Source organism: Metabacillus hrfriensis (genome assembly GCF_030127205.1).
Classification (GTDB): Bacteria; Bacillota; Bacilli; order Bacillales; family Bacillaceae; genus Bacillus_P; species Bacillus_P dongyingensis.
On sequence record NZ_CP126116.1, the window covers coordinates 2,198,917 to 2,213,487 of the forward strand.

General features: G+C 40.0%; 15 protein-coding genes. All 15 read left to right on the plus strand.

Going from position 1 to position 14,571, the window contains the following annotated elements; all coding sequences use genetic code 11:
- Nucleotides 1-12 precede the first annotated feature (12 nt).
- A complete protein-coding gene (gene ylqF, locus QLQ22_RS10935; RefSeq protein WP_223442279.1) occupies nt 13-870 on the plus strand; it encodes a ribosome biogenesis GTPase YlqF in 858 nt (285 codons plus the stop codon).
- Between the two features lie 135 nt (nt 871-1,005).
- Entirely contained in the window at nt 1,006-1,782 is a 777-nt protein-coding gene (locus QLQ22_RS10940) for a ribonuclease HII (RefSeq protein ID WP_284016610.1), read from the plus strand.
- Between the two features lie 52 nt (nt 1,783-1,834).
- Entirely contained in the window at nt 1,835-2,074 is a 240-nt protein-coding gene (locus QLQ22_RS10945) for a hypothetical protein (protein WP_284016611.1), read from the plus strand.
- A 455-nt stretch (nt 2,075-2,529) separates the two neighbouring features.
- Nucleotides 2,530-3,690, plus strand: a complete 1,161-nt coding sequence (gene sucC, locus QLQ22_RS10950; protein WP_223442290.1) for an ADP-forming succinate--CoA ligase subunit beta — start codon at nt 2,530-2,532, stop codon at nt 3,688-3,690.
- Nucleotides 3,691-3,709: 19 nt separating this feature from the next.
- Nucleotides 3,710-4,612, plus strand: coding sequence for a succinate--CoA ligase subunit alpha (gene sucD / locus QLQ22_RS10955; protein WP_223442292.1), 903 nt, complete (start codon nt 3,710-3,712; stop codon nt 4,610-4,612).
- Between the two features lie 136 nt (nt 4,613-4,748).
- On the plus strand, nt 4,749-5,630 hold the full coding sequence (dprA, locus tag QLQ22_RS10960; RefSeq protein WP_284016612.1) for a DNA-processing protein DprA: 882 nt from the start codon (nt 4,749-4,751) through the stop codon (nt 5,628-5,630).
- Nucleotides 5,631-5,853: 223 nt separating this feature from the next.
- On the plus strand, nt 5,854-7,929 hold the full coding sequence (topA, locus tag QLQ22_RS10965) for a type I DNA topoisomerase (protein ID WP_284016613.1): 2,076 nt from the start codon (nt 5,854-5,856) through the stop codon (nt 7,927-7,929).
- Nucleotides 7,930-7,982: 53 nt separating this feature from the next.
- Nucleotides 7,983-9,290, plus strand: a complete 1,308-nt coding sequence (gene trmFO, locus QLQ22_RS10970) for an FADH(2)-oxidizing methylenetetrahydrofolate--tRNA-(uracil(54)-C(5))-methyltransferase TrmFO (RefSeq protein WP_223442302.1) — start codon at nt 7,983-7,985, stop codon at nt 9,288-9,290.
- 62 nt (nt 9,291-9,352) lie between these two features.
- On the plus strand, nt 9,353-10,261 hold the full coding sequence (xerC, locus tag QLQ22_RS10975; protein ID WP_223442305.1) for a tyrosine recombinase XerC: 909 nt from the start codon (nt 9,353-9,355) through the stop codon (nt 10,259-10,261).
- A gap of 25 nt (nt 10,262-10,286) precedes the next feature.
- Nucleotides 10,287-10,829 (plus strand): ATP-dependent protease subunit HslV, encoded by a 543-nt coding sequence (hslV, locus tag QLQ22_RS10980; protein ID WP_223442308.1) that lies wholly within the window; start codon nt 10,287-10,289, stop codon nt 10,827-10,829.
- Between the two features lie 19 nt (nt 10,830-10,848).
- Complete coding sequence (hslU, locus tag QLQ22_RS10985; RefSeq protein ID WP_223442311.1) at nt 10,849-12,249, plus strand: ATP-dependent protease ATPase subunit HslU; 1,401 nt, start codon at nt 10,849-10,851, stop codon at nt 12,247-12,249.
- Between the two features lie 27 nt (nt 12,250-12,276).
- A complete protein-coding gene (gene codY, locus QLQ22_RS10990; protein WP_223442314.1) occupies nt 12,277-13,056 on the plus strand; it encodes a GTP-sensing pleiotropic transcriptional regulator CodY in 780 nt (259 codons plus the stop codon).
- 284 nt (nt 13,057-13,340) lie between these two features.
- Nucleotides 13,341-13,730, plus strand: coding sequence for a flagellar basal body rod protein FlgB (gene flgB, locus QLQ22_RS10995; protein ID WP_284016614.1), 390 nt, complete (start codon nt 13,341-13,343; stop codon nt 13,728-13,730).
- A gap of 2 nt (nt 13,731-13,732) precedes the next feature.
- Nucleotides 13,733-14,185 (plus strand): flagellar basal body rod protein FlgC, encoded by a 453-nt coding sequence (flgC, locus tag QLQ22_RS11000; RefSeq protein WP_284016615.1) that lies wholly within the window; start codon nt 13,733-13,735, stop codon nt 14,183-14,185.
- 12 nt (nt 14,186-14,197) lie between these two features.
- Nucleotides 14,198-14,503: a flagellar hook-basal body complex protein FliE gene (gene fliE / locus QLQ22_RS11005; RefSeq protein WP_223442321.1), complete on the plus strand. Its 306-nt coding sequence runs from the start codon at nt 14,198-14,200 to the stop codon at nt 14,501-14,503.
- Nucleotides 14,504-14,571 lie beyond the last annotated feature (68 nt).

Here is a 14,571-nt window from a genome sequence, read left to right on the forward strand (position 1 = left end):
GCAGGTGAAAGCATGACTATCCAATGGTTTCCCGGCCACATGGCCAAAGCAAGACGTCAAGTAACCGAAAAATTAAAGTTAATAGATATTGTTTTTGAACTTGTAGATGCGAGAATTCCAGTATCATCAAGAAATCCGATGATTGATGAAATTATATCGAGCAAACCGAGAATTGTGCTGCTGAATAAAGCTGACATGGCTGATCCGAAGGCGACACAGCAATGGCTTGCCTATTTCAAAGAGCAGGGAATTCACGCATTGCCGATAGACGCAAAAACTGGTACCGGCATGAAACAGATTGTTTCGATGTCAAAAGAAGTCCTGAAAGAAAAGTTTGACAGACTGGCTGCAAAAGGGGTTAGACCAAGAGCGATTCGCGCATTGATTATCGGCATTCCAAATGTCGGAAAGTCGACGCTTATCAACCGTCTGGCAAAGAAAAATATGGCGAAAACCGGAGATCGTCCGGGAGTCACTACTGCCCAGCAGTGGGTAAAAGTAGGAAAGGAACTTGAGCTGCTTGATACTCCAGGAATTTTATGGCCTAAATTTGAAGATGAGCTTGTCGGGCTAAAGCTAGCAACTACAGGTGCTATAAAAGATGCTATCTTAAACCTTCAGGAAGTTGCGTTATATGCATTGGAATTTTTAAGCGAGAAGTATCCAAACCGGCTTAAAGAAAGATATGCACTTGAGGAAATCCCTGAAGATCGGGTAGAACTTTTTGATGCTGTAGCGAAAAAAAGAGGATGCATCATGTCTGGCGGCTGGGTGGACTACGATAAAACATCCGAGCTTCTCTTGAGAGAAATCCGCTCTGAAAAACTGGGACGCCTGAGCTTTGAAACGACAGAAAGCATTCAGCAATAAGAAAAGAAGACTCGCTATTTGGCGCGTCTTTATTTTTTTTGTAAATGAAGAATGATGAATTATAGGTCCAGGGTAATGAACTCAACTCTTGAACTATTGTATTGTACATACTGATAAATAAAGGCTGTGATTTCCATGAACAAACAAACAACTGAGCAAATCAGGCAAAAATTGGTTCAAATCGAACATACAGACGACCCTTTTTTACTTGAATGCGGAAAAGATGAACGAAAAAGCGTACAAAAATTGGTCGAAAAATGGATGCGCGAATTTGAACAGAAGAAAAAAGATAAGCAGATGTTTGAAGACATGATGACATTTGAGCGGCAGGCAAGAGACAAGGGCTATAAATATATATGCGGAATTGATGAAGTCGGACGCGGTCCGCTGGCAGGACCTGTTGTGGCTGCGGCTGTTATCCTTCCTGAAGATTTTTTCCTGCCAGGGTTAACTGATTCCAAAAAACTGTCCGCAGAAAAAAGAGAGCTGTTTTTTGAGACAATCGTCAGTGAGTCTGTCGCTTATGGAATCGGGACGATATCACCTGCCCAAATTGATGAGATGAACATCTATCAGGCTACTAAAGCTGCAATGCTGAAGGCTGTAGATGAGCTCGCTGTGCGGCCTGAGTATATGCTCATTGATGCGATGGAGATTGCCCTCCCGATCCCTCAAGAATCATTGATAAAAGGGGATGCAAGAAGCGTGAGCATCGCTGCGGCCTCCGTCGTGGCAAAAGTCACCAGGGATCGAATCATGAAAAAGCTTGCACAGAAATTTCCCCAGTACGGGTTCGATCATAATATGGGATATGGAACAAAGGCGCATCTTGAAGCTTTAAATCAGAATGGTGTAACAGACTATCACCGCAAGAGCTTTTCTCCTGTGAAAGAAATGGCATTTTGTAAATAAGGAGCAAAAAATCATTGCAGGTAAAAGGCAGATACTCCTTCAAAAAGAAGAAATGCCTGCATTCAGGAGGAACAGCATCGTTTATGGAAAGATCCTTGAAAAAAGCGGTGACCTTGCTGTCATACAAATTGGAGATTCTAAACTAAAGGCGATGATAGACAGCAGCCTTCCATCTTCAGGGACTAATTGGTTTGAGGTTAAATCCAGTAAAGAGGGCAATTCTGTTCTTCTGAAAATGCTGTCCAAAGCAGATTACCCGGAAGTGCCTTCAATGCACCGCAATTTATTTTGAAACTCATTACGGAATCAAATGCTGCCACAATAAAAGAGCATGCTGATTTCTTGCAGCTGGTGCTGCGGGAGAACCCTGGGATATCCAGAAAAGACCTTCAGCAATTATTGCAGCATGCAGTGCAAAAATTAATCATGTTCCTGTTCTTGAGGATCCGTCATTAATTGAAATCCTTCATATGATGGAAGTGAATGAACAAATTCCGGAAGAACTTTATCAGAGCTGAAATATTTTCATTTATTTATCATGTTGATAAAGTCGCTGAAACCATGTGAGAGAAAAATTAAGAAATAGATTGGTAATATTTTATATTACTAGAAAAATAATTTTAGTGAAAAAGTTAGAAAAAAATAAAGGATTCGACGAATTTCTGCAGAATAGTAGACAAAGAAACAACTATTTTATAGAATGAAAGCGCAGTCTATTTTTTCGTACATAAGTTAGGAGGATGGGAAATGAATATCCATGAGTATCAAGGAAAAGAAATCCTTAGAAAATATGGAGTAGCAGTACCAAACGGCAAAGTTGCCTTCACAGTTGAAGAAGCTGTGTCAGCAGCAAAAGAATTAGGTACTGAAGTAGTAGTTGTAAAAGCTCAGATCCATGCGGGCGGCCGCGGAAAAGCTGGCGGGGTAAAAGTTGCTAAGAATATTGAAGAAGTAGAAACTTATGCGAATGAAATTTTAGGGAAAACGCTGGTTACCCACCAGACAGGTCCGGAAGGCAAAGAAGTAAAACGCTTACTTATTGAAGAAGGCTGCGATATTAAGAAAGAATACTATATCGGACTTGTACTCGACCGCGCGACTTCACGCGTTGTTTTAATGGCATCTGAAGAAGGCGGAACGGAAATTGAAGAAGTTGCAGAAGCAACTCCTGAAAAGATTTTCAAAGAAGTAATCGATCCTGCTGTAGGTTTACAAGCTTACCAGGCTCGCAGAATTGCTTTTAATATTAATATTCAGAAAGAATTAGTCGGACAGGCTGTTAAATTCATGATGAGCCTCTACAAAGCATTCACTGAAAAAGACTGTTCAATTGCTGAAATCAATCCTCTTGTTGTAACAGGAGACGGAAAAGTGATGGCACTGGATGCAAAATTAAATTTTGATTCAAATGCCCTTTACCGCAGAAAAGATATTCTTGAATACCGTGATCTTGATGAAGAAGATGCTAAAGAGATCGAAGCTTCTAAATATGACTTAAGCTATATTTCGTTAGATGGAAATATCGGCTGTATGGTTAATGGAGCAGGACTAGCAATGGCAACGATGGATATCATCAAGTACTACGGCGGGGACCCGGCAAACTTCCTGGACGTTGGGGGCGGCGCAACAGCTGAGAAGGTAACTGAAGCATTTAAGATTATCCTTTCAGATCAAAACGTAAAAGGGATTTTCGTCAACATTTTCGGCGGAATCATGAAATGTGACATTATCGCTCAGGGTGTTGTTGAGGCAACGAAACAAGTCGGCCTTGAAATTCCGTTAGTTGTCCGTTTAGAAGGTACAAACGTAGAGCTTGGCAAACAAATCTTAAATGAATCCGGTTTAAATATCACATCTGCAGAATCAATGGCTGATGGCGCACAAAAAATCGTATCTTTAGTAGGGTAAGAAAGGCAGGGGACTTAAGATGAGCGTATTTATTAACAAAGATACTAAAGTAATTGTACAGGGGATTACAGGATCTACTGCTCTATTTCATACAAAGCAAATGCTTGAGTATGGCACAAAAATAGTAGGCGGAGTTACACCGGGAAAAGGAAACACGGAAGTAGAAGGAGTTCCTGTCTTTAATACAGTTGAAGATGCTGTTAAAGAAACAGGCGCAAATGCATCAGTCATTTATGTTCCGGCACCATTTGCGGCAGATGCAATCATGGAAGCTGTTGATGCTGAACTTGATCTCGTTATCTGTATCACTGAACATATTCCGGTTCTTGATATGGTTAATGTGAAGCGTTACATGGAAGGCAAGAAAACCCGTCTTGTCGGACCAAACTGCCCGGGTGTCATCACACCTGATGAATGTAAAATCGGCATCATGCCTGGATATATTCATACAAAAGGACATGTTGGCGTTGTATCACGTTCAGGAACATTAACATATGAGGCTGTTCATCAGCTCACTCAGGCAGGCATTGGTCAATCTACAGCTGTAGGTATTGGCGGAGATCCTGTTAACGGCACAAACTTTATCGATGTTCTTAAGGCGTTCAACGAAGATGAGGACACATATGCAGTCATCATGATCGGCGAAATCGGCGGAACTGCTGAAGAAGAAGCCGCATTATGGATTAAAGAAAACATGACAAAGCCAGTTGTTGGCTTTATCGGCGGTCAAACAGCACCTCCTGGAAAGCGCATGGGCCATGCTGGTGCGATTATTTCAGGCGGAAAGGGTACTGCGGCCGAAAAGATCAAAACAATGAATGAGTGCGGCATCAAAGTTGCTGACACTCCATCTGTAATGGGTGATACATTAATTGAAGCTTTAAAAGAAAATAATTTGCTTGAAAAATGTAAAACACATTAAAAAGATTAGGGAATAGCTAAATATGCTATTCCCTTCTTTCTATATGGTTCTTTTCCAATACAAAATGAATACTTCGAAAATCAATCAAGATTTGTCTTCTATAAAAACTATATATAATAGTAGAAAGGGACTTAAAATGCTCGAAATAGAAAAAACGCTTATCCATTTATCCCACTGCAGGGGCTTTCGCCACCTGAATTTTTTCAAACTGCTTAAAGCCGATCCAACTTTAACATCCATATATGGGTTCTCAGATCAAGAGATCCAGCTGCTTTTCAAACTCACAGATCAAACCCTTCCACAATTCCTTCAAGATTTCCACTCTTTTAACCTTCAAGACATAAAGGCTCATTATGAGGAACAAAACTTTCATATGCTCACTCTTTTTAATGACACCTACCCAGAACTGCTGCGTGAGATTCCAGATCCCCCTCCAATTCTATTTTATAAAGGTGACATCTCTCTTCTAAAATCAAAAAAAATGATCAGTATAGTAGGAACACGGAATCCTACAACATACGGCTCAAATGCGCTGAAAAAAATTGTGCCGCCCCTAGTCAGAGATGGATGGACCATTGTAAGCGGGCTGGCTAAAGGTATTGACGCTCTTGCTCATTGTGCCGCCTTAAATGAAAAGGGAGCAACAATCGGAGTTATAGCAGGGGGCTTGCATCACTTTTATCCTAAGGAAAATAAAGCTCTGTTTGAAAAAATGTCCTCTGAACAGCTTGTCCTCTCTGAACATCCTCCAAATGTAAAACCTCAAAAATGGCACTTTCCTCAAAGAAACCGGATTATTAGCGGCTTGAGCCTTGGAACAGTTGTGATGCAGGCTAAAGAGAAAAGCGGATCGCTGATTACGGCTAACACTGCAATAGATCAGGGGAGACAGGTTTTTGCTGTTCCGGGGTCTATATTTGATGATTTCTCTGCTGGAGCGAATCAGCTGATCAAGCAGGGAGCATACCTCGCAGAAGACGGCAGCGATATCATAAATGATCTCTTTTTGCAGGTATAATAAGCGTTATTTTCCTTCTTATGTTCATTTACTGTTTGACAAACTGCATAACTATATTTAATAATAGTGGAGATTTAACCTGTTTAAGCAAATCATGGAAGGTATGCGTTTCTCTTTGTATGCGGGCAGGAATATCATTTCATTTAAAAGATAAACACATAAATTGAAAAAAGTGAAAGTATGAAAATAAAGAGAGAGAACACCTCTTTAAGGAGGATCATGTATGTCGGATTTTTTAGTGATTGTAGAATCGCCGGCAAAAGCGAAAACAATCGAACGATATCTAGGGAAAAAATATAAGGTTAAAGCTTCTATGGGGCATGTCCGCGATCTTCCAAGAAGTCAGATCGGCGTAGACACTGAGGGGAATTACGAACCGAAATATATTACTATTCGGGGAAAAGGGCCGGTCCTTAAAGAATTAAAAACAGCAGCAAAAAAAGCAAAAAAAGTCTATCTCGCAGCTGACCCGGATCGCGAAGGGGAAGCCATTGCCTGGCACCTCGCTCATAGTCTTGACGTTGACGTTCTGTCAGACTGCCGAGTTGTTTTCAATGAGATAACAAAGGATGCCATTAAAGAATCATTTAAACATCCTCGTCCCATCAACATGGATTTAGTTGATGCTCAGCAGGCGAGACGGATTCTGGACAGATTAGTCGGTTACAAAATCAGCCCGATTCTCTGGAAAAAAGTAAAAAAAGGGTTAAGTGCGGGACGCGTTCAGTCTGTTGCTGTCCGTTTAATCATTGACCGCGAAAAAGAAATAAAAGCATTTGTTCCGGAAGAATACTGGACAATAGAAAGTCAATTCTTAAAAGACCAAGATCTTTTCGATGGTGCATTCTTTGGGATCAACGGAAAAAAAGCTGAATTAAAAACCGAAGCTGATGTTAACGACGTGTTAAATAAAATCAAAGGCAACAATTTTACAGTCACAAACGTTTCGAAAAAAGAAAGAAAACGTAATCCTGCAGTACCATTTACAACATCCACACTTCAGCAGGAAGCGGCACGTAAATTAAATTTCAGAGCGAAAAAGACAATGATGATTGCCCAGCAGCTATACGAAGGAATGGACCTTGGAAAAGAGGGAACTGTCGGTCTGATTACGTATATGCGTACAGATTCTACAAGAATTTCCGAAACAGCCCAGCAAGAAGCATTTACTTTCATTGAACAGAAATATGGCAAAGAATTTACGAATACAGCCAAAAAGGCTGCGAAGAAAAATTCAAATACCCAAGATGCCCATGAGGCGATCCGCCCTACTTCAACTCTGAAGGATCCCGCATCTTTAAAAGAATTCTTAAGCCGCGATCAGCTGCGTTTATACAAACTGATCTGGGAACGTTTTGTAGCAAGTCAAATGGCATCGGCCGTACTCGATACAATGAGCGTCGATTTAAACAATAACGATGTGATGTTCAGAGCAAATGGCTCCAAAATTAAATTTCCGGGATTTATGAAAGTGTATGTCGAAGGAAATGATGATGGAGTGGAGGAGAAGGACCGCATGCTTCCTGATTTACAAAATGGAGATGTGGTTTATTCAAAAGATATAGAACCTGCTCAGCATTTCACTCAGCCACCTCCGCGATATACAGAGGCAAGACTTGTGAAAACCCTTGAAGAGCTGGGAATAGGCAGACCGTCCACTTATGCACCTACTCTTGATACGATTCAGAAAAGAGGATATGTTGCCCTTGATAATAAACGTTTTATTCCGACTGAGCTTGGTGAAATCGTTCTTGAATTGATCATGGAATTTTTCCCTGAAATCATAAATGTTGAATTTACGGCTAAAATGGAAAACAGTCTTGATGAAATTGAAGACGGAAATGTACAATGGGTCAATATCATTGACGATTTCTACAAAGATTTTGCAAAGCGCCTGGAAGTCGCTGAAAATGAAATGGAAGAAATCGAAATTAAAGATGAACCGGCAGGTGTTGACTGTGAAGAATGCGGCAACCCAATGGTGTTTAAGATGGGGCGTTACGGAAAATTCATGGCTTGCTCGAATTTCCCTGATTGCCGCAATACAAAACCGATTGTGAAAGAAATCGGGGTTCCATGTCCGAAATGTGAAAAAGGAAATATTGTCGAAAGAAAATCAAAGAAACGCCGCATTTTCTATGGCTGTGATCAGTTTCCAGAATGTGACTTCCTATCATGGGATAAACCGATTGCAAGATCATGTCCGAAATGTGATAATATGCTAGTTGAGAAAAAACTTAAAAAGGGCATGCAGGTACAGTGCGTGAACTGTGATTATAAAGAAGAACAGCAAAAGTAAAGGTGAGCGAAGTCTTGCTCACCTTCTTTATGTGTTTTATGGAGGTTAAACAAATGAACAATAAAACAGTAAATGTAATTGGAGCCGGTCTTGCCGGAAGTGAAGCAGCATGGCAGCTTGCAAATCGCGGAGTCCAGGTAAACTTGTATGAAATGAGACCGGTTAAACAAACACCTGCTCATCATACAGATAAATTTGCAGAGTTGGTGTGCAGTAATTCACTGCGTGCTAATGGTTTAACAAATGCAGTAGGCGTTCTGAAAGAAGAAATGAGAATGTTTGATTCAGTCATTATTAAATCTGCTGACGACTGTGCAGTACCAGCTGGGGGCGCATTGGCAGTTGACCGTCACGAATTTGCAGCCCTTGTTACGGATCGTGTGAAAGGGCATCCGAATGTTAAGGTCATCACTGACGAAGTAACTGAAATCCCCGCTGGTCCTACAATTATTGCAACTGGTCCGCTTACTTCTAAAGCATTATCCGAGCAATTAAAGGCTCTTACGGGAGAAGAATATTTATACTTTTATGATGCAGCTGCACCAATTCTTGAAAAAGACAGCATTGACATGGACAAGGTATACTTGAAATCCCGTTATGATAAAGGCGAAGCAGCATATTTAAACTGCCCGATGACAGAAGAAGAGTTTGATCGTTTCTATGATGCGCTTATTGAAGCAGAAACAGTTCCTCTAAAAGAATTTGAAAAGGAAATTTTCTTTGAAGGCTGCATGCCGATTGAAGTAATGGCAAAACGCGGTAAAAAGACGATGCTTTTTGGACCGCTTAAACCTGTTGGACTTGAAGATCCGAAGACCGGAAAAAGACCTCATGCGGTCGTTCAGCTCAGACAGGATGATGCTGCCGGCACACTTTATAACATTGTCGGTTTTCAGACACATTTAAAATGGGGTCCTCAAAAAGAAGTATTGAAGCTGATTCCAGGATTAGAGAATGCAGAGATTGTCAGATACGGTGTAATGCACCGGAATACATTCATTAATTCTCCTAAAATGCTGAAGCCGACTTATCAGTATAAAGAGAGAGAAGATCTGTTCTTTGCAGGTCAAATGACAGGCGTTGAAGGATATGTGGAATCTGCTGCTTCTGGCTTATTAGCTGGCATCAATGCTGCTAAATATGTTCTCGGAGAAGAAATGCTTGTCCTTCCTCATGAGACAGCTATGGGAAGCATGGCAAGATATATTACAACAGCAAATCCTGACAATTTCCAGCCGATGAATGCGAATTTTGGCATTTTTGCAGAGCTTCCGGAGCGTATTAAAAATAAAAAAGAACGCTATGAAAGATACGCTAACAGAGCGCTGGAAACAATTCAAAAAATTTCGAAAAAATCATAGAAATCATTTGCAAGGGCTGCTGAATGTGTGATAACATTTAGTAGCCCTTGTGAGGTGTTAAGATGGAAAATGTTAAGAATTCTTTAAGTTTGTTCGTAGAATATTTACAAATTGAGAAAAACTATTCACAATATACAATTGTGAATTATGTTGCTGATATAGAAGATTTTTTTATATTTATGAAGGAACAATCTTTGATTGATCTTCAGCTCATTACATATTCTGATACAAGATTATACTTAACTCAGCTGCATCAAAAAAATTTTGCCAGAAAAACGATTTCAAGAAAAATTTCTTCGTTAAGGAGCTTTTACAGATTCCTTAATCGGGAAAGGCTAGCAGCAGAAAATCCATTTGCGAGTGTCTCTCTTCCAAAAAAAGAGCAGAGGCTGCCTCAATACTTATATGAAAAAGAGCTCGAGCAGCTGTTTACTCTATCAGATCCTGCTACTGCAGCCGGCCAGAGAAATCAGGCATTGCTTGAAGTTTTATATGGTACAGGTATAAGGGTAAGCGAATTGTGTCAAATAAGGCTTTCCGATCTTGACTTGCATATTGGCACTGTCCTTGTAAACGGAAAAGGCGGAAAACAGCGCTATGTTCCCTTTGGAAGCTTTGCACAGGACACTTTGGAACTTTATCTATCTTCAGGAAGAAAGCAGCTGCTTCTTAAAGATAAACAAACCGGTGATCATGATCATCTCTTTGTCAATCAGCGGGGCGGACCTTTATCTGTTAGAGGGGTCCGGCACATTTTAAATGAAATGATTAAGAAGACTTCTTCAACCATGAATATCAGCCCGCATATGTTCAGGCATACGTTTGCGACACACCTTTTGAATGAAGGTGCTGATATGAGAAGCGTTCAGGAGCTTTTAGGTCATTCCCATTTATCTTCTACACAAATCTATACTCATGTGACAAAAGATCATTTACGAAACATTTATATGTCTCATCATCCGCGTGCTTAAAGAAAAAGATTATGGAGGTATTTGTATGTCTCAATTTCATGCGACGACCATTTTTGCGATCCAGCACAACGGCAAATGTGCAATGGCAGGCGACGGTCAAGTAACATTCGGCAATGCAGTTGTAATGAAACACACTGCAAAAAAAGTGCGAAAGCTGTTTAACGGCAAGGTCATTGCTGGATTTGCCGGTTCAGTAGCTGATGCGTTCACTTTATTTGAAATGTTTGAAGGAAAGCTTGAAGAATACAATGGGAATCTCCAGCGTGCGGCGGTCGAGCTTGCGAAAGAATGGCGCAGCGATAAAGTGCTGCGAAAGCTTGAGGCTATGCTAATCGTCATGAACGAGGAAGATATCCTCCTCATTTCTGGTACAGGCGAAGTGATCGAACCTGATGACGGGATTTTAGCGATTGGATCTGGCGGAAATTATGCTCTCTCAGCAGGAAGAGCGCTTAAAAGATATTCTGGAGATGCACTCTCAGCAAAAGAAATAGCAGAAGCAGCACTTCAGATGGCCGGAGAAATTTGCGTTTATACAAATCTGAATATAACGGTAGAAGAGTTATAAAGAGAGGAGTTATGATCAAATGAAAGAAATGACGCCGAGACAAATTGTAGAACGATTGGATCAATATATTGTTGGTCAGAAAGACGCAAAAAAAGCGGTTGCTGTTGCTTTAAGAAACCGTTACCGCAGAAGTCTGCTGTCAGAAAATCTTCGCGATGAAGTTGTGCCAAAAAACATTTTAATGATTGGACCTACCGGTGTAGGCAAGACGGAAATTGCAAGAAGAATTGCAAAGCTAGTAGGTGCTCCTTTCATAAAAGTTGAAGCAACCAAATTCACTGAGGTCGGCTACGTTGGACGTGATGTTGAATCAATGGTCCGTGATCTAGTTGAAACATCAGTCCGATTAGTAAAAGAAGAAAAAATGACAGAAGTAAAATCTTCAGCTGAAGAAAATGCCAATAGAAGACTTGTAGAACTATTAGTTCCAGGCAAGAAAAAGCAAACATCTTATAAAAACCCATTAGAAATGCTTTTCGGCGGTGCTCAGGGCACCTCACAAGAACAAGATGATTATTCAGCTGAAGAGCAGTCTACAGAAGAAAAAAGACGCAAAATTGCCCATCAGCTTGCTTTAGGCGAACTAGAAGACCACCATGTCACAGTGGAAGTAGAAGAACAGCATGCTTCAATGTTTGATATGCTTCAAGGATCGGGTATGGAACAAATGGGCATGAACATGCAGGACGCATTAAGCAGCTTTATGCCTAAAAAGAAGAAAAAACGCAAGCTTACGGTACGCGAGGCGCGAAAAGTTCTGACAAGTGAAGAAGCGCAAAAACTGATTGATATGGATGATGTTACTCAAGACGCCGTTTTGCGCGCAGAGCAAATGGGCATCATTTTCATAGATGAAATCGACAAAATCGCCAAGAAGAATCAAGCTGGTTCTTCAGCTGATGTATCCAGAGAAGGAGTTCAGCGCGATATCCTTCCGATCGTTGAAGGATCAACAGTGGTAACAAAATACGGATCTGTCAAAACAGATCATGTGCTGTTCATTGCTGCAGGGGCATTCCATATTGCAAAACCGTCTGATTTAATACCGGAGCTTCAGGGCAGATTCCCAATCCGAGTTGAATTGACTAAATTAAATGTTGAAGATTTTGTTCGGATTTTAACAGAGCCTGATAATGCTCTTCTGAAGCAATATACGGCTTTATTGGAAACAGAAGGTATACAACTTGAATTTTCTGACGATGCTATTCGTAAGATTGCAGAGGTTGCATTCCAGGTCAATCAGGACACGGATAATATCGGGGCAAGAAGACTTCATACGATACTTGAAAGACTTCTCGAAGACCTTTCATTTGAAGCACCCGAGATCACATTAGATAAAATAGCGATCACTCCTCAGTATGTTGAGGATAAATTAAGCAAAATTGCTAAAAACAAAGACTTAAGTCAATTTATTTTATAATTACATATTTCCAGGAGGAACTTACCAATGGCTTTATTGCAAAAAACAAGAAAAATTAATGCTATGCTTCAGAAAGCAGCAGGAAAACCAGTTAATTTCAAAGAAATGTCGGAAACACTAAGTGATGTCATCGAGGCAAATATCTTCGTCGTAAGCCGCCGCGGCAAACTTTTGGGATTTGCCATCAATCAGCAGATCGAGAATGAACGTATGGTACAAATGCTTGAAGATCGTCAATTTCCTGAAGAATACACAAAGAATTTATTTAACGTCAATGAAACATCATCAAACCTTGATGTTTTCAGTGAGTATACAGCTTTCCCTGTTGAAAACCGCGACCTGTTCAAAAGCGGCTTGACTACAATTGTACCTATCATTGGAGGCGGAGAGCGTCTCGGAACACTTATCTTAGCTCGTCTGCAGGCTCAATTCGAGGATGATGATTTAATTCTTGCTGAGTATGGAGCTACAGTTGTCGGAATGGAAATTCTCCGTGAAAAAGCAGAAGAAATTGAAGACGAAGCAAGAAGCAAAGCAGTCGTTCAAATGGCAATCAGCTCTTTATCTTACAGTGAGCTAGAAGCAATTGAGCACATTTTTGAAGAATTAAACGGTAATGAAGGCTTGCTGGTTGCGAGTAAAATTGCTGATCGAGTAGGTATTACCCGTTCGGTTATCGTTAATGCATTACGTAAACTTGAGAGTGCTGGTGTTATTGAATCCCGTTCTCTTGGTATGAAAGGCACGTACATTAAAGTATTAAATGATAAATTCCTGCTTGAACTTGAAAAATTAAAAACAAATTAACAATACCTTTACAAAAAAGCACTTCTTTTGAAGTGCTTTTTTGTTTTGACTAGACAAAATGTTAATTTGAGTGTAAAAATCCCTATGACTATTAAATCACCGTGGAAAATAGTGTAAAAATACTAGGCAAAAAGTACTAAAATAAAAATAGATACAAATTCCGACCTTTTTTTACAAAACCTTCATAGACTTTAAGACTATTATTTCTTACAATTACAGTATAGATTTAACATAATTCGACAATATACCATTCGAAAGGTATAAGGCTTTTGTGAGGGGACTAAATGAAAATTTTTTCTGAAACAATTTATTCGCTTGAAAATGCTGTGAATCGATCTGCAGTTAAGCAAAAAGTAATTAGTCAAAATATTGCCAATGTAGATACTCCTAATTATAAATCGAAAGAAATTGACTTCAAACAGTCCTTAGATTCTGAAGTGAGCAGACTTCTAGCTAAAAAGACTGATCATCGTCATATTTCTTTCGAATCAGGACTAGAAACCTACTCGATTAAATCCAAAGTGAACACATCCTACCAGGCAAACGGCAATAATGTAGACGTAGATCGTGAAATGTCAGACTTGGCTGAAAATCAAATTTATTACAATGCACTTATTGACCGTTTAAGCAGTAAATTTAACTCGCTTAAAACGGTGATTAGAGGAGGAAGCTGATTATGAATATTTTCAGTCAGTTAAATACAACCGCTTCTGCTCTAACAGCACAGAGATTAAGAATGGATGTCATATCATCCAATATGGCAAATGCAGATACAACAAGAGCTGTCTTTGAAAATGGCGAATGGCAGCCCTATCGGCGTAAAACGGTCGTCACTGAGCCAAATGGAAATTCGTTTTTATCTCACTTACATAGAGCACAGGGTAAATCGGCAAGTGACTTGTCTGGTGTAAAGGTCACAGAAATCAAGGAAGATCAAACTCCATTTAAACTCGTATTTGATCCGGAACACCCAGATGCAAATGATCAAGGGTATGTAGAGCTGCCAAACGTTGATCCTTTAAAAGAAATGGTTGATTTAATGAGCAGCACACGGTCTTACGAGGCAAATGTAACAGTTTTTAACTCTTCTAAAGACATGCTGATGAAAACATTAGAATTAGGGAAGTAGGATTGAGAATAAATGATTAATGCCATATCACCCTTTCAGACGCAAAATGTTCAGGAGCGTCAAACTCACGGTGTTCAAACGAATAAACAATTTCATCAGACCGCCTTTTCCGATTTTTTAAAACAATCGATCAACGAAGTGAATTCTATGCAGGTAAAATCAGATCAAATGACCGCTGCATTAGCAGAAGGGAAAAATGTTCAATTGCAGGATGTCATGATAGCCGCTGAAAAGGCGAGTGTAACCATGCTTGCAACAATTGAAATCAGAAATAAAGCAGTAGAAGCATATCAGGAAATGATGAGAATGCAAATGTAATTTTAATATGTATAAAACTAGCGATGGATGCCGACTTCTCTATGCAGCATTCATGCCGTCATTATCGG